This window comes from Fusibacter fontis, assembly GCF_055378735.1.
The window spans coordinates 1,693,060-1,714,005 of record NZ_AP042445.1; the positions used below are offsets into that span (position 1 = coordinate 1,693,060).

General features: G+C 38.5%; 17 protein-coding genes and 3 riboswitches. Of the genes, 4 read left to right on the top strand and 13 right to left on the bottom strand.

Going from position 1 to position 20,946, the window contains the following annotated elements:
- Positions 1-19: 19 nt before the first annotated feature.
- The 3 genes from thiC to add form a co-directional block, all read right to left on the bottom strand.
- Positions 20-1,336, bottom strand: coding sequence for a phosphomethylpyrimidine synthase ThiC (gene thiC, locus ACZ41W_RS07635; RefSeq protein ID WP_464311400.1), 1,317 nt, complete (start codon positions 1,334-1,336; stop codon positions 20-22).
- A 69-nt stretch (positions 1,337-1,405) separates the two neighbouring features.
- Positions 1,406-1,509: riboswitch (TPP riboswitch) on the bottom strand.
- A gap of 50 nt (positions 1,510-1,559) precedes the next feature.
- Entirely contained in the window at positions 1,560-3,800 is a 2,241-nt protein-coding gene (locus ACZ41W_RS07640; RefSeq protein WP_464311401.1) for a bifunctional diguanylate cyclase/phosphodiesterase, read from the bottom strand.
- Positions 3,801-3,964: 164 nt separating this feature from the next.
- Entirely contained in the window at positions 3,965-4,951 is a 987-nt protein-coding gene (gene add, locus ACZ41W_RS07645) for an adenosine deaminase (RefSeq protein ID WP_464311402.1), read from the bottom strand.
- Positions 4,952-5,026: 75 nt separating this feature from the next.
- A riboswitch (purine riboswitch) is annotated at positions 5,027-5,126 on the bottom strand.
- A gap of 250 nt (positions 5,127-5,376) precedes the next feature.
- On the opposite strand from add, the gene ACZ41W_RS07650 reads away from it, so the two are divergent.
- The 4 genes from ACZ41W_RS07650 (at position 5,377) to ACZ41W_RS07665 (ending at position 9,090) form a co-directional block, all read left to right on the top strand.
- Positions 5,377-5,685, top strand: a complete 309-nt coding sequence (locus ACZ41W_RS07650) for a DUF4190 domain-containing protein (RefSeq protein ID WP_464311403.1) — start codon at positions 5,377-5,379, stop codon at positions 5,683-5,685.
- 10 nt (positions 5,686-5,695) lie between these two features.
- Positions 5,696-6,478 carry a prolipoprotein diacylglyceryl transferase gene (locus tag ACZ41W_RS07655; protein WP_464311404.1) on the top strand — a complete coding sequence of 261 codons (783 nt, stop codon included), beginning with the start codon at positions 5,696-5,698 and terminating at the stop codon, positions 6,476-6,478.
- A gap of 28 nt (positions 6,479-6,506) precedes the next feature.
- Positions 6,507-6,673, top strand: a riboswitch (cobalamin riboswitch).
- Between the two features lie 213 nt (positions 6,674-6,886).
- Complete coding sequence (locus ACZ41W_RS07660) at positions 6,887-8,635, top strand: ribonucleoside triphosphate reductase (RefSeq protein ID WP_464311405.1); 1,749 nt, start codon at positions 6,887-6,889, stop codon at positions 8,633-8,635.
- A complete protein-coding gene (locus ACZ41W_RS07665) occupies positions 8,632-9,090 on the top strand; it encodes a 4Fe-4S cluster-binding domain-containing protein (protein WP_464311406.1) in 459 nt (152 codons plus the stop codon). Before ACZ41W_RS07660 ends, ACZ41W_RS07665 begins: the two co-directional genes overlap by 4 nt.
- Positions 9,091-9,108: 18 nt before the next feature.
- On the opposite strand, the gene ACZ41W_RS07670 is transcribed toward ACZ41W_RS07665, so the two are convergent.
- From ACZ41W_RS07670 to ACZ41W_RS07715, 10 genes are all read right to left on the bottom strand, one after another.
- The gene (locus ACZ41W_RS07670) at positions 9,109-9,714 is read right to left on the bottom strand and encodes a V-type ATP synthase subunit D (RefSeq protein WP_464311407.1); all 606 of its coding nucleotides are present in this window, start codon (positions 9,712-9,714) and stop codon (positions 9,109-9,111) included.
- Positions 9,715-9,744: 30 nt separating this feature from the next.
- Positions 9,745-11,118 carry a V-type ATP synthase subunit B gene (locus tag ACZ41W_RS07675; protein ID WP_464311408.1) on the bottom strand — a complete coding sequence of 458 codons (1,374 nt, stop codon included), beginning with the start codon at positions 11,116-11,118 and terminating at the stop codon, positions 9,745-9,747.
- 71 nt (positions 11,119-11,189) lie between these two features.
- A complete protein-coding gene (locus ACZ41W_RS07680; protein WP_464311409.1) occupies positions 11,190-12,965 on the bottom strand; it encodes a V-type ATP synthase subunit A in 1,776 nt (591 codons plus the stop codon).
- Positions 12,952-13,563: a hypothetical protein gene (locus tag ACZ41W_RS07685; RefSeq protein ID WP_464311410.1), complete on the bottom strand. Its 612-nt coding sequence runs from the start codon at positions 13,561-13,563 to the stop codon at positions 12,952-12,954. Before ACZ41W_RS07685 ends, ACZ41W_RS07680 begins: the two co-directional genes overlap by 14 nt.
- A gap of 74 nt (positions 13,564-13,637) precedes the next feature.
- Positions 13,638-13,943: a V-type ATP synthase subunit F gene (locus ACZ41W_RS07690; RefSeq protein ID WP_464311411.1), complete on the bottom strand. Its 306-nt coding sequence runs from the start codon at positions 13,941-13,943 to the stop codon at positions 13,638-13,640.
- Complete coding sequence (locus ACZ41W_RS07695; RefSeq protein WP_464311412.1) at positions 13,943-14,383, bottom strand: ATP synthase subunit C; 441 nt, start codon at positions 14,381-14,383, stop codon at positions 13,943-13,945. The genes ACZ41W_RS07690 and ACZ41W_RS07695 overlap by 1 nt, the downstream gene beginning before the upstream one ends.
- Positions 14,384-14,392: 9 nt before the next feature.
- Complete coding sequence (locus ACZ41W_RS07700; protein WP_464311413.1) at positions 14,393-16,354, bottom strand: V-type ATP synthase subunit I; 1,962 nt, start codon at positions 16,352-16,354, stop codon at positions 14,393-14,395.
- Complete coding sequence (locus ACZ41W_RS07705; RefSeq protein ID WP_464311414.1) at positions 16,355-17,383, bottom strand: V-type ATPase subunit; 1,029 nt, start codon at positions 17,381-17,383, stop codon at positions 16,355-16,357.
- A complete protein-coding gene (locus tag ACZ41W_RS07710) occupies positions 17,373-17,735 on the bottom strand; it encodes a hypothetical protein (protein ID WP_464311415.1) in 363 nt (120 codons plus the stop codon). Before ACZ41W_RS07710 ends, ACZ41W_RS07705 begins: the two co-directional genes overlap by 11 nt.
- 163 nt (positions 17,736-17,898) lie before the next feature.
- On the bottom strand, positions 17,899-20,919 hold the full coding sequence (locus ACZ41W_RS07715) for an ABC transporter substrate binding protein (RefSeq protein WP_464311416.1): 3,021 nt from the start codon (positions 20,917-20,919) through the stop codon (positions 17,899-17,901).
- Positions 20,920-20,946: the final 27 nt, after the last annotated feature.

Below are 20,946 nucleotides of genomic sequence, written 5' to 3' on the forward strand. Positions count from 1 at the left end.
ACAATAGATTTATTCATACTTATTGACTTAATAAAGTCAAGTCTTCCCCGTTTAACACTTTATTGATCGTCCTCATCGCACACATTTTTCCACACATTGAACACGAATGCGCTTCCTCTGTTGCAATACTTTCTCTATAACGCCTAGCCTTCTCTGGATCGATGGCAAGAGCATACATCGTTTCCCAGTCTATCGCTTGTCTAGCAGCGCTCATCTCATTGTCCCACTGACGTGCACCTTCAATTTTTTTACCTAAATCACCTGCATGTGCAGCGATTTTAAATGCGATCAGCCCCTCAATCATGTCGTCAATATCTGGCAATCTCAAATGTTCTGCTGGTGTTACATAGCACAAAAAGTCAACACCTTTAGAGGCTGCAAGTGCACCACCGATAGCGCCTGTAATATGGTCATATCCTGGTGCGACGTCCGTTACAAGTGGTCCGAGTACATAAAAAGGCGCACCATGACACAGTTTCTTCTGCAAAATGACGTTGCTTTCGATCTCATCGATGGACATATGACCAGGACCTTCAATGATCACTTGGACATCTTTCGCCCATGCGCGTTTGGTGAGTTCGCCTAAAACAATCAGTTCATGAATCTGTGAAGCATCTGTTGAATCGGCGATACTCCCCGGTCTCATGGCATCTCCTAAGCTCAACGTCATATCATATTTACGACAAATGTCGAGTAAATCGTCAAAATGCGACACAAAAGGATTTTCTTTTCCGGTAAGCGTCATCCAAGCAAAGAGAAGCGACCCGCCTCTTGAGACAATATTGGTCAATCTTGGGTTGTTTTTAAATGTTTGCATGGTGTGGCGATTCACGCCTGCGTGTACCGTGATGAAATCTACGCCATCCTTCCCGTGTTGATCCACTACCGCCAAGAACTCTTCTGCCTCAATTTCGGCGAGTTCTTTATCATAAAATCCAAGTGCATCATAAATTGGCACGGTTCCAATCATCGCGGTAGATCGATGGACAAGGTCTTTTCTAAAATCAGCAGTTTTCCCATAATTGCTCAGATCCATGATCCCGTGTGCGCCCATTTCCATCGCTTTAAGCGCTTTGGACATCTCGCAATCATAGTCATGTGCATCTTTTGAAATACCTAAATTGACATTGACCTTCGTCGTCAATCCTTCTCCTACTCCAACAGCTTGTAAATTTACGTGATTTTTGTTAGCGGGTATGACAATTCGCCCCTTTGCCATCTGCTGAACCAGCCAGTTCAGGTCCATCTTTTCAGTTTCTGCTACACGCCTCATTTCTGGAGTGATGATGCCTTTTTTTGCCGCTTCCATCTGCGTGCAATACGTCTTGTTTTCCATAAATCCTCCTTGTCTTGTGCGGTAAAAAGCCGAAAAAAAAACGCGACAAAGGGTCGCGTTAATCGAATGATTCGAATATCTCAGCTTTCCTACGCCAGTATGATCTGGATCAGGTACGAGGGTAAAGAACGAATTCTTTTCTCAGCCATAAAATGGCACCCCTAGTGAGTGATCTTATTAAATTGTTCACGTTTACTGTAACATATTCTTATCAGAAAATCTATTAAATATTCCAGATATTCAATTGTGTATCCACTAGATATTTATCTACATAATCCGCAGTTACTGGTCGGCTAAATAAATATCCCTGCATAAAATCACACTCTTTTGGAGCTAATTTGTTGTATTCTTCTACAGTTTCAACGCCCTCAATCACAACCTTAAATCCAAGTGAATGTGCAATGTACACCAAACTATCAATAATTTTTGAATGCTCATGATGGATAAACCGTTCTTTCAAACTTCGATCAATTTTGATGCTATCCACAGGTAAAAATGTCAAATAATTCAAAGATGAATACCCTGTACCAAAATCATCCAGTGCAATCCGAACGCCAAGCGATTTTAATTGATTGAGTACTTTAATGCTTTCTTCGCGATTTTCAAGTAAGACACTTTCAGTAATTTCTATCTCGATTACAGATGGTTCAAGATGTCTCGCCTCAAGGCACTCTCTTAGAAAATCCACGACTTGTCCATCAATAATTTGCTTGGTGGATACGTTCACTGCAACAGGTAAAATGTCTAAGCCTCTATTCTTCCAGCGCACGATCTGATCGAGCACTTCACAAATCACCCATTTTCCAATATCGAGTATCATCAGAGTTTCTTCAGCCACTGGAATAAACACATCCGGTGCAAGTGAAAAATCTTTGAGTCTTATTAATGCTTCAAAGCCAACGACTTTTTGCGTTTGAACCTCAATAATAGGTTGATATACCATCATAAACAAATCATTTTCTATCGCATCGTGCAATTTTTTCTCAATGCTTACGCGTTTTTCAAACTCAGAGCTCATATGCGCATCATAATAATGTCGTTGATTTTTGCCATTTTTCTTCGCGTGATACATCGCAATATCTGCTTTTGACATCAGATCCATGACGGTGTCTCCATCAAGTGGATATCTCGAAATACCATAACTTGCAGAGATGTGATTTTTGATGGCATCAATTTGAATACCTTGTTTGATTCCATTTGCGACTTGTTCTATGCACGGTTCTATTGCGTTTGGATCAACGGTATTGGGAATTAATATGACGAATTCATCACCACCAAAGCGAAACACTTCTGAACTATCACTCACAGCATGTTCTATTCGTCTTGCAACTTCAGATAATATTTTGTCTCCATAAAGGTGCCCTAAGGAGTCATTGATATTTTTAAAGTTATCTAGATCCAGCAAAATGATGGTTCCAACTTGTTTGTACTGAAGATTCATTTCTAAATTTTCGACAAACTTACGACGGTTGAAAAGACCCGTTAACGCATCGTGTTCTGCTAAATATTGAATGGTGCTTTCTTTATTTAAAATCTCATCATATTGCTGTGTAAGCTGCTTTTCACTTGAAATTAATTGTTTGATGGTTACTTCAAGTTCTTTATTGGTCAACTTAAGTTTACTGTTGGATGTTTCAGTATAGTTTGTAAAATAAGCCATCACAATAGATACTAATATGCCTGTCATAATGAGCATAAAAAACAAAGCAGAATATACGTTCCAACCCGATTTAGGGTACATTTTAATCACAATATTTGAACTATAAAGTTCAACATCTTGAGACAACGCTTGTTTTTTAAAAATCAAAGCATCACTCTCTCGATTGGTCCAAATGATGCGTTCTTCTAAACTGATGGCGTCCATAGTTGAGAGCTCAATGTCGTATTTAGATGAAAGAGCTGCAATACCAGATGCCTTTATCACTTGATTATAATCAAAAATAATGGCAATTTGTCCAACGTACATGTTATCACGTGCAATGGGAATTCTGACGATGATTCCTACGCCACCTTCCACTAAATTAACAGGTGCCGCGAGTACCGCCACCATATGCTCTTTTGCGAACAAAAGTAGGTCTCTTTGATCTTCAATCTCTGCTAAATCTACCCCGATGACGTTTTTTTGGTCTTCAGGGTACATATGTGTAATGGTCGTATCTGTGATATAAAAAATCCCTCTGATGAGACTGCCATCGTCAAAGATTTCCTTTGCAAACACATCGAAATGTTCTTTGGGCATCTGATTTTCCGATGATATAAACGATACGAGTGAAGACGCACTGATCATTCTAGATTGTATGATATGGTCAAGACTCGTCTGAACAACCGTCAAATGATCTTTGACAATGCGTTTTTCATTTTCTACGGACCGATCGTACTCATAATAAGCAGATAAGCTAAATAATCCCAATATGATTAAAAATGATAGTGCGACTTTTATTACTTTAATCAGTTTGCTGTTCATCTTCTCCCCCAAATGCTAGACTTATCGAACTGATTGATTATATGTAGATTAATTAAAAAAATCGTGTGAAAATGCGTTATATATAAAATTATAACTCATTTTCACACGATTAGAAGGAAATTATTTACAGAATGGATTGATTTTACATGTTCTTAACACAAAAACTAGAGTTCAATTAATTTTTCTCGCAAAAATGCTTTTGTTTGATCATCAGCAAATGTTGCCTCGATACTATTTTCATAGATGGATTTCCAGTGATCCTGTGTCCACTGAAACGTTTGAGTGAGTAATTCGTATTCCATTGACATCGTCGTATTTGACACTGTACGATTGTCAGTGTTGATTGTCAGTTTCACGTTTTTGTTATAATAAGCATCTATTGGGTGCTCTGTAATAACGGGTACGGCTTTTGTCTGTACATTGCTCGTCGGACACGACTCTATGACGATGCCCCTTTGAACAATCATTTCATAAACTTCTGGATCTTGAATCATCGCAACACCATGTCCGAGTCTTTCTGCGTGAAGCATCTCCACAGCATCTTTCATGTTTGCTGCAATTCCAGTCTCTCCAGCATGGATCGTAACGTGATAACCAAGAGAACGCGCATAAGCCACTGGTTCAATAAATCGTTCGGAAAAGCGATCGCGTTCACCACCACATAAATCGACCGCCACGACGCCATTACCGATTAAATGTTTTCCTGCGTTGATGACTTCATAGAAACCTTCTACTGAGGTATTTCTAAGATAGGATAAAATCACATTGCCTTTGATATCGTGAACAAACTCAGCTTTACGAATGCCGAGTACGACACTTTCAATAATTTCTTCTAATGAGAGACCTTTTTGTGTGTGCAGTTGGGGCGCGAATCGAATCTCAATATATTTAACATTTTCTGCAGATGCGTCTTCCATTAACTCATAAGTTACTCGTGTCAGCGCTTCCTTTGTCTGCATGATGCTGATGGGAAGTTCAAATCTCTTAAGGTACGTATCAAGCGAATCGCAATCCGCTGGGGCTACAAGGACTTCCGTAATCTCTTCAATGGTTGTAAATGGATGCTGATCCCTTGCTAATTCTAAGACTGTCTCCGGTCGCAAACTCCCATCTAAGTGACAATGTAATTCGATTTTTGGCCATGCTTTCATGCGTTTTTCCTCCTAATATTTAAATCCGTGTATGCTCATCTTTTTCATAAAAAAACGCCTGATTACGAAGAAAATACACATAGGCATTTTCCTCGTAATCAAGCGTATTCGGTGCTTGGTAGAGACCCCCATACCATATTAATGGGGTTATACGAAGTTGAGTTTTTTCAATTTTATTTTTACTATGTCAATTATAATCAGCATTTTTTCTGTTGTCACTTTTTTTGTGAATTTATTACAAACAATTCACACACTATTTCACTGGCTACAGAACAACAAATACTTAAGACGCTTTAAAAGACAACATTTTACATCTTTTTCCATTTTGGTAGAACAATATAACTATTTTAGTAGAAACTCTCCACAATAAATGCTACAATGAAAGTGTCTATACAGACGCATAATATTTTAGGAGGGTTATTTATATGGAACAAAACAATTATCAACCTCAACCAAATCAACAACAACCTGCTGACGGTAAAGCGATTGCTTCGTTAGTTCTCGGTATTGTTTCTTTGGTTACAATCTTTTTTGGCTATGGTGCTTTATTAGGTCTTATTCTTTCTATCGTAGGATTGATCTTGGGAATCAATTCTAAGAAAACACGCCCATCTGGCATGGCAACTGCAGGTGTTGTTCTAAACATCATCGCACTTGTATTAACTGCTTTAACATTTATCGCATGCGTAGCTTGTGTAGGTGCAATTGCTAGTTTAGGCTTAGGAAGCTACTAAGTAGGTTCATATGTATCCAGTGCTACATGTCTTGGGAAAAGATATTGCCACCTATGGGCTATTGATTACCATTGGTGTCATTTTAGGTATTCTGGCATCACTTTACCTCAGTAAAAATAGAGGGATCCTAAAAGAAGATATATTTTTTACATACATCTATGGAGTGATTGGATTGGCAGTTGGTGGAAAACTTTTATATTTAATTGTAAATGCCCGTTTGCTTTGGGTGAAGAGAGCTTTCTTATTCTCGCATCCAGATGTCCTAATGGGCATTTTATCTGGTGGCTTTGTGTTCTACGGTGGGCTTATCGGTGGCATCGCCATGGCGTATATTTATTCGAAACAGTTTAAGGTGTCTTTTAGTCGACTGATGTCTGTGATTCTTCCTTCGATTCCGCTCATTCACGCAATTGGCAGACTTGGATGTTTCGCAGCAGGTTGTTGTTATGGGATTCCATATCACGGACCCTTTCATGTGATTTTTACACATTCGCCCATCGCTCCATCGGGGATTCCATTGTTTCCAGTTCAACTAGTTGAAAGTATTCTCAACTTGTTTATTTTTTTCATTTTATTTGTGTATGCAAAAAAAGAACGTTCATCTCGGTTTTTAGCAGGTGTTTACCTCATTCTCTATAGCGTGATGCGATTTAATTTAGAGTATCTTCGCGGGGATACAGAAAGAGGCTTTCAGTGGCTTTTTTCAACGTCTCAATGGATGAGTTTAGGACTATTGTTAGTGGGAATTTGGCTCATTATCAAAAAATCGCCTCTTGCAAACCACAATATATAGTGCTATCATTTGTTTGATAACACAATTTAAGAGCACTACCTTTGTTGGTCGCACATGTTAAAAGGGAATCAGGATAAGCCTGAACAGCACCCACTACTGTAAGTCGAACAATTGTATCAAACCACTGGCACTGCCGGGAAGGGATACATGCGGATGAAGACGAGTCAGGAGACCTGCCAACAAAACATACTCACCCGGGGATGGGGTCTTGAAGTATATCAAAAGATTTTTCAGAATGATGATTCGAAAGATTTTTCAGAATGATGATTCGAAAGATTTTTCAGAATGATGATTCGCTTGACACTCTCTTGATTACAGAAGCATTTCCACTGGATGGAAGTGCTTTTTTTGTGTGTTGAATTAAATCTATGATTGAATCTATCAACGAACTGGTCAAGGAGGCTTAATATGCTAGAAAGTCAAAGAATTGTGGAAGAATACTTAAATCAGCAAGATTGGCGCGTCAAGGAGAATTCAAACTCACCTTATTGTTATGGGGCACTCAATAAACATCTCTCAAGCGAAGTATCAAAGGATTACTGGCTTCGCCATGTGTATCCGGCGGAAATTTCAAAAGGATACATTGAGGGCGATTATCATATACACGATCTTGGCGGCATCACGCTTTATTGCTGTGGTTACTCACTTAGACGCATCATTCAAGAAGGCGTCAAAGGCATCCCCAATATTCCCGTGTCATCTCCTGCAAAGCATTTTGCTTCAATTCTAAATCAGCTATCGAACCTCATCACGATTTATCAAAATGAGATTATGGGCGCTGTTGCCTTTAGTTCTGTGGATACGTATCTTGCACCTTTTATAAAAGAAGATGATCTCACTTATGATGAAGTGAAACAAAATTTACAGAATTTCATTTTTTCTATTAATTCCAACTCGCGCGGAGGTGCAGAACCCGCATTTAGCAATATTACATTGGATTTAACGCCTCCTCTTGATTTAATTGATCAACGCGTATATATGGGTAAAGAACGTTTGTCTTATACGTACCGGGACTGTCAAAAAGAGATGGATTTATTCAATCGCGCCTTTTATGAACTGATGATTAAAGGAGATGCCAATTCACGTCCGTTTGCGTATCCCATTCCAACTTATAACATTCATAGTCGATTTGATTTTGACAATGCACTTAACGATCTCCTTTGGGAAATGGCAGGAAAATTTGGTTATCCCTATTTTGCAAATTTTCTCAATAGCGAGATGAAACCCGAAGATGCACGAAGCATGTGTTGCCGTTTGCGCCTTGACTTAAGGGAACTTGAACGCAAAAATGGCGGTCTCTTTGGCGCTGGCGAAAGCACGGGTTCCATAGGTGTCGTAACACTTAATTTACCGAGATATGGCTATCAAGCGAATAGCAAGCAAGCTTTATTTAAACTCATTGAAAAGAATATGATTCTCGCAAAAGACAGTCTTGAAATCAAGCGTTCATTTTTAGAAAAAAATGTCTTGAATGCCGGTCTAATTCCTGCGTTTACTACTTATGTTGGAGGATTTGACAATCATTTTAGCACCATTGGACTCGTGGGACTCAATGAAATGTGTGAGAATTTCTTAGGGGAAGATATTTTATCCGAAAGAGGTAAAGCACTCAGCATCGAAGTATTAGAATGGATGCGTGAAAAACTCAAAGACTTTCAAGAGGAAACGGGAAATCTTTATAATCTTGAAGCCACTCCGGCAGAATCGACGGCGTATCGTTTGGCAAAAAAGGATGTGCAGATTTTTCCAGATATCAAAACTCAAGGAACGTATGAAACGCCCTATTATACCAATAGTTGCCATATCCCCGTTGGTAAAATCGAGTCTATCCAACAGGTTTTTGATCATCAAAATGATATTCAAATTCTCTTTACAGGTGGGACAGTGATCCATGTATTTTTAGGGAAACCCATCACCGGACAACAAGCTAAAAAAATAGTTCAAACGGTCTGCACTCAATATAAAGTGCCTTATGTGAGTTTATCTCCTGTTAACTATTACTGCAAGCACCACGGCTATATCAACGAAGCAACCGACTCATGCCCCATCTGCGGTGAGGAAATTGATAAATATCAGCGCATTACCGGTTACCTGAGAAATGTCAAATTCTTCAATGACGGTAAGCGACAAGAATTTAACGAGAGGCATCAATTATGAAGATAAGGTATAAACTCATCGAACACGAAAGAACTGAGGATGCGCCGTTTATCGGCTGTCTTATCTGCGCGATTCATTGCCATATCGGTTGCAAGAATTGTTTTAACTCAGACATAAAAAAAATGCCCGATCTTGAAATAGAAGTATCTGAGCTTCTAGATCAAATTCAAGCAAATCCATTTAACGAGGGCATTATATTAGGCGGTTTAGAGTGGTCAGAACAGCCATTTGAACTTATTCATCTTGTTCGAGAAGCTGTAAACCGTCATTTGAAAGTCATGATTTATACAGGCCTCACATATGAATTATTTTCCCAAAAGATACCGATTGCAAAACTTATGAATCTCGGAATCTACCTAAAATATGGCGCTTTTGATGAAACTTTAAAAGTGACACATTATAAACAATACGACGTTGTACTCGCAAGTTCGAATCAAAGGATTTGTTGCCTTTAAATTTACTTGCCTTTCAACTTATTTGCCCTTCAATCTCTTGAGGCGAAAGAAATCTTCTCGCTCTTTTTCTTCAAGAGATTCTTCTATCCATTTGGTGATCTCAGTAAACTTAGGAATCTGAATTTTATCGAGCGCATTGGCACGTTTGCTGGTGCGCTTGATTTCCACAGCGAGGCGATATACGGAGTTTTCAACTTCTGCAAGTCTAAATATCAAGTTTTTAACCTCATTCATTTTTACGACGACGAGATCAATAGACGAGTTGGTGCGATAAAAGCCATAATAAGGCTGAAGCTCGACTTTTTCTCGCTTAATTGTTGGAATTTCAACATTCATGACGCTTCTATTTAAAATTTCAAGTGAACTATTCGGAGGGATGGTCTTTGCAATGTCAGACACGACCTCAGATCCTGTGGTTAAGTTGGCATGATGTAACGCTTCGTACACCTCTTTAAACACCGCGTCAATGTCTTGTTGAAGTGCTTTCACTTCATCAATCATCTGCATCATCTCACGTATCAACACACTTCTTTTCTTATCAAGCAATTGATATCCTTGCTTTGAAAATGCGAGCATCGACTTTGACTTGATTAAGTTGGCTTTGGTTGGTGTCATCTTCTCCATTACGTTTCCTCTTTTTATCATGCTTTTTTATCATGCTTTTTTATAGTACTTTTGAATGGTCTCATCATCTAGTCGATCCAATGCCTCTGGAGGTAAAATCGAGAGAATTTCCCACCCTAAATCCAAACTTTCAGTGATGGTCCGTCTCTTTTCAAAACTTTGATTGATGAACATTTCTTCAAACTTACGTCCAAATGCCATATATTTTTGATCGAGTTCCGACAAATCAGATTCACCGATGATTTGAGCGAGCGATCTCACTTCTAACACCTTTGAAAATGAGGAGAAAAGTTGATTCGCAAGATCGGGATGTTCATCGCGCGTGTAACCAGCACCGATGCCATCTTTCATGAGTCGAGACAATGAAGGCATGACATTTACAGGTGGATTGAGGTCACGATTTGCTAAGTCACGAGCGAGTACTATTTGCCCTTCTGTGATGTATCCCGTCAAGTCCGGTATTGGATGTGTAATGTCGTCATTTGGCATCGTTAATATCGGTATAAATGTAATCGAGCCGTTTTTATTTTTTAACATGCCCGCTCTTTCGTAGAGATTCGCAAGATCCGAATACAAATATCCCGGATATCCTTTTCGACTTGGTACTTCTTCTTTAGCAGAAGCAATTTCTCGGAGTGCTTCACAATAGTTGGTCATATCGGTCATCACGACTAAGATGTGCATGTCTTCTTCAAATGCCAAATACTCTGCTGCAGTCAGTGCACACTTAGGAATGCTCAAACGCTCTGTTACAGGATCATCTGCACAATTAATAAATAAAACAACGCGCTCCATCGTGCCACTTTCTTCAAATCGTTCAATGAAAAAAGAGGCGTCATCCTTTGTCACGCCAATGGCAACAAAGCAAACTGCAAACTCTGAATTGAGTTCTGAGGCGATTTTCGCTTGGCTGACGATTTGAGCTGCTAATTCTTTGTGCGGTAGTCCATTTCCTGAAAAAATTGGCAATTTTTGTCCACGAATCAACGTCGTCAGGACATCAATTGACGAAATTCCCGTTTCAATATAATCCCTAGGATATTTTCGCGAAACTGGATTAATTGGAGCTGCATTGATATTATATTGCTTTTTCGCATACACGTTATCGCCACCATCAATCGGCTTGCCAATACCATTAAACGTTCGTCCTAAAATGGCTTTTGAAAGCCCCATCGTCAAGGGTTCTCCGGTAAATCGAATTTTACTGTTAAAGGTACTCAGACCTGACGTGCCTTCAAAGACTTGTGCAACGACTGCATCTTCATCGATTTTTATGATTTTACCGATGCGTTTTTCATCGTCTAATTGTATCTCGATGATTTCTCCATACTTTGCCTCTTGAATGCCCTTTAAAAAAACTAAAGGCCCTTCGATTTTATCTATTTTGAGATAATGTTTTACCATTTTGCCACCTTTTTATCTTTCGTATGATCCTTCATAACGTGTTAACTCATGATACTTCATAACGCGTTAACTCATGATACTTCATAACGTACTAATAGATCGTCAAAAAAAAGATTCATGTCTTGTTTTAACAGATCGATTGAAGACAAGTCATTATTGGGAACGGTGTATTTCATTTTAGCTACCCTCTCAAACAAGTCATTTTCTCGTATCTTGGATAATGGAATCCCTTTGGAAGTACACTCATTGGCACGTTCATATAATTGCCAAATTGTTTCTAACATGCGATATTGTTTTTCAAGTGGGACATATGAATCTTCCGAATGAAAGGCATTTTGCTGTAAAAAACCCGTTTTAATCACGCGTGCGACCTCTAAAATAATTCTTTGTGAATCCGGTAGCACATCTTCGCCAACGAGCTGAACGATATCGAGTAATTTGCTTTCTTCTTGCAATAACCGCATCATTTGATTGCGAAGAGGCATAAATCCCTCATCCACGGAATCATCATACCAATTTTTTAATATTTTCAAGTATCCACTGTAACTCGACATCCAGTTAATAGATGGATAATGTCTCGCATAAGCAAGTTTGCGATCAAGTGCTAAAAATGTATTGACGTACCGTTTCGTATTTTCAGTAACTGGTTCAGAAAAATCGCCACCAGCTGGAGAAACTGCACCAATTACCGTGATTGAAGCCTCATCTCCATTGAGCGTTCTAACATATCCCGCACGCTCATAGAACTCAGCCAACCGATAAGATAAATAGGCTGGGTACCCTTCTTCGGCAGGCATTTCTTCTAATCGCCCACTGATTTCTCGCAACGCTTCTGCCCACCTAGATGTAGAGTCTGCCATGATGGCAACATCATATCCCATATCCCGATAATACTCGGCGATGGTGATGCCTGTATAAATACTCGCTTCCCTTGCCGCAACAGGCATGTTGGAGGTATTTGCGATCAAAACCGTTCGTTCGATAATGGCCTTTCCCGATTTAGGGTCAATGAGCTTCGGAAATTCTTCAAGTACATCCGTCATCTCATTTCCACGTTCACCACAACCAATGTAGACGATGATATCCGCATCCGACCATTTGGCCAATTGATGCTGTGTCATCGTTTTTCCCGTACCAAAACCGCCGGGAATAGCAGCTGTACCACCTTTGGCTATGGGAAAAAACGTATCGAGAATTCGTTGACCCGTTATCAGTGGTTTACTGATCTTGAGGCGTTCAGTGATAGGACGCGGCTTTCTTACTGGCCATCTTTGAAACAAACTGACTTCAAAAATCTTGCCGCGTTTGTTTTGTATTTTCGCGATGATTTCATTTCCTGAGTAAAGCCCGCTCTTCACGACTTCTACGACAACACCTTCTGCATGTGGTGGAATCATGATTTTGTGAATGATTAACTCAGACTCTTGCGTCGTTCCAATCACCTGCCCTGGCTTTACAAAATCTCCCGTCTCAATTAAAATTTGGGTTTCCCATTTTCGATCTAAAGAAATCGACTGTAGACCAACACCTATCGGTAAAAAATCCCCATGGTTTTCTTGAATGGCTTTCAATGGTCGACCAATTCCATCAAAAATACTTCCAATCATGCCTGGTCCAAGCGCTAACGAAAGCGGCATCCCAAGGCCTTGTATGGATTCGTGTAAAGTCAATCCCTCTGTTTCCTCATATACTTGAATGGTTCCAACCGTATCTTGCATGCCGATGATCTCACCAATAAGATGATTTTCTCCTACTAATACCATTTCACGCATCTGAAAAGTCTCTAAACCACTGCCTTTAACAACCGGTCCATTGATATGAATCACTTTTGCATTACTTTCCTTCATCGCAGGCCTCCTCAGTTGTTTCAAAGAGTTGTCGAATCATACAGCCCAATATCGGTTCTAAACCTTCTATTTCATGATTGAGCGAGTAATCAAAAAGCTCAATTTGATTGATGACTAAATAAAATCCACCAATTAATTGCCGTTCGATTCGAAGATCAAATTGTCTAAAGTTCGCGCGAATCAACTGAATATCCTTTTCATTTGCCATAATGGTAATCTGAGTGGTTTCAGGAAAAGTTGACAACTCAGTTTGCAACTTTTGAATCAAATACTGCCTGTATCCTTCTGTATATGTTTCCTTTTGAACCTCGTCATAAAGGGTTTCTTTTAAACGATTAAGGATTTCTTTGCGCTTAATCATGATGCGATGACTCGCCTCGGTTTTTGCTTTTGCCAAAGTTCTTTGACTTTGTTCAATCATTTTAAACTCAACTTTTTCAAGATACTCAGAGCGCTGAACGGTCAATTTGCTATCCATTTCATCGATGATTTGAGCATATTTTTGATTGAGACTTGTTAAAATTGCAGATGCTTCTGCAATGCTTTTATCTCGAATCATTTTATTAAATAGTTCAATCTTTGAATCGATTGTTATCATTCAATCACCTTCTCGTTTTGATCTAAAATCATCCATTGTTTTCTGACTCATGTGATGATTCGTTCTATTCACTCTCAAAGTTTTAACCCAATTGAATTCTTAATATAATTCATCATGTAGTCTTTATCTTGCAATCCATCCGGTTCTGGTATCATCATAATCAATACTTCTTTATGATTGATTTTCACGTCAAAGATCTCTTGATTTAACTTTGAATACAATGTCTCTGAAATCATGATAAGAGCATATTCTTTTGAGTCGACAAGCTGTTTGACGAGTTCGTTGGCCCGGTCACTATTCGGGACACAAATGCCTTCTATGCCGCCAAATCTCATGGCTACAAGTGTCTGTTCGCTCGCACAAATACAATACGTTTTCATTAGAGTTTACCTAAAATCAAGATGGAAATAATCAAACCGTAAATGGCAATCCCTTCTGCCAATCCAACAAATATAAGCGTTTTACCCAGTATTTTCGGATTTTCTGATACAGCACCAAGTGCAGATGATCCCACACTTCCAACCGCATATCCAGCGCCGATTGTCGCTAGTCCTGTAGAAAGAGCTGCCGCAATGTATCCAAGTCCACTAGAACTCGTCGTCTGCGCGTCAACTTGTGTATTCATCGTTTCAGAAAAAGATGCTTGAGAAAAAATTGAAACTGTTGCTGCAATGAGTATCAAAATAAAGAAGATACTATTTGATCCCAAAATCAGTTTTAACTTGCGGTTGCCTTCCACAACAGAGGGCTGAACATAATAAAATATTCCAATAGCGATTGTAGCGAGTACGATGATTCCAAGTCCGATTACATAGATCATAGCAACCTCCTAAAATTTTTCAGGTGAAAACAATGTGCCTTCACCACTGTAATATTTGCTAAACAACTCATAATAAAAAAGTCTCAATCCCTGTATAAATACGACCAATCCTTCAAGTCCAATAATAATGACGTTCCCTAGGAGAAACATCGAAATACTGCCACCAGAACCTCCAATCATATTCGCCAAAGTGTGAAAAGCTATAAATAACCCTACGTGATTTAACGCGAATGCACCGATACGAATAAAAGAAATGGTATTGCTCATAAAACTCAGCAGGGTTTCTAATAGATCAAATCCACTTTCGACATAATATGCCCCAGGTGCTTCATCATAAAGTCGGTCCCTTTTTAATAGCGCATTTGAAAGTGGCTGCCTGAGTAACAACAAAATTAAACTGGTGCCAATGAGCATCTCATACAGGAAAATCGGTATAAACGCATGCTGTAAAAATATTTCCGTCACTAGAGAAATAAGTGTTCCAAGCAAGATAAGTCCATTGACCCCATTGCGGCCAAAAATGCCTTCTTCAATATCCCCCAGTCGCCATTTGTTAATAATACTATAAATATAACTTATGAAAACTAGGATTAATCCCACTATGATAGACGCTATTAGCATGGTATTGATGTTGTCAATTGGTCGAAGATAAAACAAATTTGGCAAGAATTTTGAAATGACGTGTTCGTAACCAAAAAACGAGTCGTATAAAACGCCAAACGCCATTGACCCAAATCCAATACGCGTTAGAATGCCTCCAAAATCCATTTTTTTAATCTTCTGAAGCAATGCGCCTGCAACTGCAATCACGATGCCTTGCCCTAGATCCCCAAACATCGCACCAAATAAAAACATGTAGGCGATGGCAAAAAACGGCGTCGGATCCAGCTCGTTATGCGAAGGAACTCCGTACATTGTCACAAGGGTTTCGAAGGGTCTAAAAAAAAAATGGTTTTTCATATGCGTCGGAATCGGTATGTTGGTATTGACATCTTCTGAGCCCTTAACTTCCACTAAAGTCTGAGAAGATTTGTTTAGGATTGTCACTATCTCCGCTTGATGATCTCTTGGAATCCAAGCTGAAAAATAGGCTAAATTTTCAGTTACAGCTACTTTTGTACGAACCTGATCGACTTTCAGTTCAAAAAACAGTTGAGTATACAGCGCGTCCATCTCCTCGCGATGATCCTTCAGTTCCTTTTTGATGGTCAAATGAAGCGATTCCAACTGATGTTCACGTTCATCTAGCTCTATTTTAATCGTTTTTATCATTTCATTTGGCGTGGACAATAGTGATTCTGGCAAATAAATCTCCATAAAATCCGTACTTCTGAGAATCCTTCCCATTTCAACATCTAGGCTTTTTGGAGAAATAATCATATAGAGTTCTTTTTCTTCATGCGTCCCAAGATGAAGGACAATCGCTTTGATGTGATCGTAGTTTTGTGAGATTCTCTTCGCCTTTTCTCGTGTTAAAAATCCGAGTTTTACTGTGAAAAACTCCATATTCAAAAGCGCCTTCATGTCAACATCCACTAATTTCATGAAGTCCATAATTTGAAGTTTCTTAAGATCCGTCATTTGTCGTTTGATGCTTTCAATTTCTTCTGAAATCACTGCATATTTACAACAAAAAGCATCAACAGATTGGCTAAGCATGGCCTGATCCATCTTGATATTAACCCACTTGACGTTTAATCTCGGTTTCATATCTAATTGCGCGAGTGTATGCTCTAACCGGTTAAACAATTGCTTGAGTTCTTTATTTTCTTTCAGTGGATAGATGTCCTCCATGTCTAAAATCTCATCTGCATTCTCTTCTGACATCCCAATATTAAAATCCCCTTCGTTAATTTCTAAGAAGGTATCGATAAACTCCACTTTTTCAGTTAAAATAAGAGCTCTCAATTTCTCGTTTAATTGTTCACGCCTACAGACGACATTGATCATATCTAATTTTTTGATTGCCATTTATTGCACCCCTTTTAAATTACGAATTAAAAGCGTTTCAATTGATGTACTTTTAGCCCGAATTCCTTCATAGATGGTAAATAAATCCCGTAGTTCATATTCAAATAGAAACAACATCAAAACGGGCAATAATGCAGATTGACCCGCTGTTCTTTTCATTTTTAAAACCGCTTCATACAAATGCCGCTCCATGGCGCGTTCGAGCATGTACTCTTTATCTAAGAGGATATCGCCATATTCGCTTTTAAGAATATTCTCGATAAAAGATTCGATTGGCATATAACAAAACTGTTTTAACCATTTATAGTCGTAAAGTTTTCCATTGTTTAATGTGAAATTAAATAATTCTTCAGGTGCTATATCAAAATACTTTCGCCCTCTCAAAATCCATTGAATATTCAGCATATCGATATTCATTCCCAGTAATGCCATAATTTCAGATTGGTCCTGTCGATTCAAATGACGGACTGATTCTTGCAGTGTGTTGAAATAGTATCGATCTAGAATCATTTCCATGTGAAAAATCATCTTCGTAGGTTCTTCATCTAAAAACGACTGAAGCGCATGGTGATACTTTTTATCTTTCAACAAATCTATAAATTCCGGGATCGTTTGAGCCATTTCCAGTTTGGTATAATCTAGCTTTTGACTTTGATTGACACGAGAAATCTGAAGTTGCTGCATCGATACTTTTTCCTTCTGAGAGATCGACCTTAAAAAGTGCTTTATGTTTTCCACTTCATATCTCAAAAGCATGGCTTGATAGAATTTCCGATAGTCATCTATATAAAAATGATACAATTTTTCATATGTTTCAATAAAATATTGCCTCATCTTCTGGAAAAACATCACTTCATCCACCTCAACTTGCTTTAAACAGTCTCGATAATGCGTTTGGCGGCTTAAATAGTCGAAAAATTCTTCAATGTGATCCATTTTTAATAATTCGATAAAATCGGATTCTCTTAAAAGATTTCCTAAAATGCCACGTGTTTTTGCATTGGATGCAGCATGTAACCTAACGCTCACGTTGGTCATCTCCTTCCAATGACCATCTTTCGATCGTCAATTTTGAAAAAGCTTTATCGATTAGCTCACTCAAATGTGTTTGGTAAATCTCTTCAATTCTCATTATTTCAGCCTGTGTTTGATCATTTAACTGCTGAATTTGCTCATTGGTTTTTTGAGTCATCCTTTCAATCAATTTTTCAGAATGTGCATGCTGTGCTTGCTTTGCCTTTGATTCCATTTCATTGCGGATATTTTTAATCGCACGCTCGCGATCGTTAATATTTTTGCGAATTTGCATGAATTCATCTGTTAAGTTTTGATCAGAAATAATGATTTTCTTTAAAATTTGCTCAATTTCTTTTGAATCCATAGGACCTCCAAGCGATAAATCGCACGATCATGAGATTATTCAATAAAAAAAAGGGCAACGCCCTGAAAGAAATGAAAATCCTGCTAGCAAGGTGTAGCTTGTAATAATGATAGATTCCCTATATAAAATAGTATCACTAGTTTTCAGAATTTTCAATTTTATTTTATTTTTTATTTTCATTTTCTATAGCACTATAACAATCTTCTTCGGAAAGCGGTTTATGGAAATAATATCCCTGTATAAAATTGCATTCCGTCTTCATTAAAAATTGATGTTGTGTTTCAGTCTCCACACCTTCTGCCACCAATGACATATTAAGTTGTCTTCCCATCTGTACAATCAACGACACGATTTCATCTTGCTGACAATCCGTACCGACGTGATCGATGAAAGATTTGTCAATCTTCAAGATATTAATCGGTAGACTTCTAAGGTAACTTAACGAAGAATACCCTGTCCCGAAGTCATCTAGCGCAATTTGGATGCCTTTCTTTTGCAGTCTATCAAGCGTCGCACTAGCGACATCAAATGCCTGAATTAAAACAGATTCTGTTATTTCAAGTACAAATAGCGATTTATCTATATGGTACTTCTCAAACGCGGCATCGAGAATGGTCTCGAAATCTTGCTGAATGAGTTGAAGTACAGAAACGTTAATCGACATGTGGTACTTTCGGTCAAAATGACTGTTTAATCCCGCGATAAACTCGCACGCACGGTCAATAATCCACGCTCCCATCGGCATAATCAAATGAGATTCTTCCGCTAACGGAATAAATTTAGCGGGTGAAATAAAGCCAAGCTCCGGATGTTGCCATCTAATCAAAGCTTCAAAGCCAACAATCTCGCGAGAAAGTGTATCGACTTGAGGTTGGTATACCAAATAGAGTTCACCGTTAGGAAGCGCTGATTTAAGTGCTTCTTCCATCTCAGTTCTCCAAATGATATGTTCCGAAAGTTTCATTTCGTACCTTTCAACCTTACCTCTACCGTTATCTTTCGCCTGATACATCGCCAAATCGGCTTTTGAAAGAACGGAATCTAAGTGATCTCCATCTTTGGGATATTCGGCAATTCCGATGCTAATGGAGTTTGAAAACTTACTCATTTCAACAAGTACAGGCATATTAGATGCTTGAAGAAGTGCATTTGCTTGTTCAATAGCCTCTTGACCAGTACCATTCATATAGATGATAAACTCATCCCCACTATTTCTATAAATTCTGCTTTGCTCAAACAACGTATTTTCAAGTATTTGTCCAACTTTTTGAATGTATTTGTCCCCAAATCGATGCCCCATGGTATCGTTAATACGTTTGAAATTATCGATATCAATTAATAAAATGCTATATGAGAGAGCTCCTTTTCTCATATCCCTAACCACTCGACTTTCCAGGGCATTCTTGTTTTCAAATCCCGTCAGTTCGTCATGGAAAGCTGCATATCGAATTTGATCTTCCATCTTTTTGAGTTCATCAATATCGGTTAGAGAGATAATCATGCGAATTGGTTCGTTTTTTATATCGTGTTTCATGACACTTTTAAGTAAAAACCATCGATAGCCACTATTGGCGGTAAATAAGCGAATTTGCGTTAAATATTCATAGAACTCATTGGTTTTGTCATGAATCGATTGTGTTTTGATGCGCTCCAGATAATTCTTGAAAGGTTCTATATCTTCATCATAAATATAGCGACTCACATAGTCGACTAAACTGAGGCTTGAATTCACAGCATCAATCGTCGTGAGCCATCTATCGGATACTGAGTAGACATTATCTTTAAGATTCCAGTCGATAATCAAATCTCGAATGGCATCTAATAGCAGTTCATTTTTGTCTTTGCTTTCTTGAAGTTCATCATACATGGTACTTAGCGACTCATACTGTGCTCTCAATTGCTCATCAGATGCAGCAAGTTCGTCATATAATCCACGTTGATCAAAATTTACTCGAGCAAGTTCATTTTTCAGTTGAATGGTCTTGCGCAAGTAAAAGGAAATCACAATAATAAACACTGTCAACGCCGAGATAATAGATAATACCAATATAAGCATTTTTTTGTATTGTTCAAAAAAACTTAATGGTCGATTGACGATTTTTACGTCCTTAGGAAGCTTGGAAACATCAATGCCATAAGCAACTGCTTCATGATAATCAACTGCTTTAATATGCGTTTGACTATCTGAAATTGGAATTTGATCCGCAAGTTCACCCCTTAAAATCCTAACGCTAATGTCTGCTACTCGTTCTCCCATTAATGCAGGACTTAACATATTGCCACCTATCGCCCCATGCCCAATGGCAAAGTCGTAGATAGAATACACTGGCGCATTCGTTGCCCGACAAATTTTCTCAATCATATCTTCAAAATCTATGGTTTGACCGATGACATCTTCATAATAAGCCGTTGTCATGATGGCATCTTTGGAATGAATTTTCGCCACATAGTTTTCAATGGCTTGAATCGACATATCCGTTACCATGATGGTATTAATTTCAGGATAATGATCTTCTACCGCTTCTTCGATGGCTTTTCCCATCGCTTTTCCACTTTCAGTCTGATCATAGATGATGTACATATTTTCTACGTCAGGGTTCACCATTTTGGCGATCTTAATCGTGTCTTCAATCTCAACAGTTTCAAACACCCCCGTCATATTGATGCGCTCTTTCACGAGTTCGTGATAACTTCCATCATTGACACCAGTAAATACAATAGGGACGTCACTAAACAACTCTTCACGATGTGTCACTGCATACGAAAGCGCTGCATCGTCAGATACAATGACGAGATCTAATTGACGTTTCGCATATTTTAACTGCATCAATTCATTGAATCTTGATACCATCTCTTCGCTGGGGAACTCTTTCCAGTCCATATATTCTACGTAGAATTTGACATCTTTTGGGTAATTGGATGTAATCGTCTGCATAACTCCATTTGAAAGATCTTCAGACCACTTGAGACTCGGATGATACGAGTTTAACAATAGAATTTGTTTGCCTTCAAATTCGCCACTTGGAATTGCCACGTCACAATAGGTAACTCTCCACTCTGTATACATAAAAAATAGCAGCAACAAAGAACTTGCTACTGCAAATATGATTTTGATTTTATAGGTTTTAATTTTATTGATTTTGCTAAGGGTTTTATTAAGGGTTTTGTCATGGAATAGTCTCATTAGGATACCTTCTTTAGTTCGATTGCT

Excerpts from the sequence above, each read along its gene's own strand:
- thiC (WP_464311400.1), bottom strand. The coding sequence starts at position 1,336 with ATGGAAAACAAGACGTATTGCACGCAGATGGAAGCGGCAAAAAAAGGC.
- ACZ41W_RS07640 (WP_464311401.1), bottom strand. The coding sequence starts at position 3,800 with ATGAACAGCAAACTGATTAAAGTAATAAAAGTCGCACTATCATTTTTA.
- add (WP_464311402.1), bottom strand. The coding sequence starts at position 4,951 with ATGAAAGCATGGCCAAAAATCGAATTACATTGTCACTTAGATGGGAGT.
- ACZ41W_RS07650 (WP_464311403.1), top strand. The coding sequence starts at position 5,377 with ATGGAACAAAACAATTATCAACCTCAACCAAATCAACAACAACCTGCT.
- ACZ41W_RS07655 (WP_464311404.1), top strand. The coding sequence starts at position 5,696 with ATGTATCCAGTGCTACATGTCTTGGGAAAAGATATTGCCACCTATGGG.
- ACZ41W_RS07660 (WP_464311405.1), top strand. The coding sequence starts at position 6,887 with ATGCTAGAAAGTCAAAGAATTGTGGAAGAATACTTAAATCAGCAAGAT.
- ACZ41W_RS07665 (WP_464311406.1), top strand. The coding sequence starts at position 8,632 with ATGAAGATAAGGTATAAACTCATCGAACACGAAAGAACTGAGGATGCG.
- ACZ41W_RS07670 (WP_464311407.1), bottom strand. The coding sequence starts at position 9,714 with ATGGAGAAGATGACACCAACCAAAGCCAACTTAATCAAGTCAAAGTCG.
- ACZ41W_RS07675 (WP_464311408.1), bottom strand. The coding sequence starts at position 11,118 with ATGGTAAAACATTATCTCAAAATAGATAAAATCGAAGGGCCTTTAGTT.
- ACZ41W_RS07680 (WP_464311409.1), bottom strand. The coding sequence starts at position 12,965 with ATGAAGGAAAGTAATGCAAAAGTGATTCATATCAATGGACCGGTTGTT.
- ACZ41W_RS07685 (WP_464311410.1), bottom strand. The coding sequence starts at position 13,563 with ATGATAACAATCGATTCAAAGATTGAACTATTTAATAAAATGATTCGA.
- ACZ41W_RS07690 (WP_464311411.1), bottom strand. The coding sequence starts at position 13,943 with ATGAAAACGTATTGTATTTGTGCGAGCGAACAGACACTTGTAGCCATG.
- ACZ41W_RS07695 (WP_464311412.1), bottom strand. The coding sequence starts at position 14,383 with ATGATCTATGTAATCGGACTTGGAATCATCGTACTCGCTACAATCGCT.
- ACZ41W_RS07700 (WP_464311413.1), bottom strand. The coding sequence starts at position 16,354 with ATGGCAATCAAAAAATTAGATATGATCAATGTCGTCTGTAGGCGTGAA.
- ACZ41W_RS07710 (WP_464311415.1), bottom strand. The coding sequence starts at position 17,735 with ATGGATTCAAAAGAAATTGAGCAAATTTTAAAGAAAATCATTATTTCT.
- ACZ41W_RS07715 (WP_464311416.1), bottom strand. The coding sequence starts at position 20,919 with ATGAGACTATTCCATGACAAAACCCTTAATAAAACCCTTAGCAAAATC.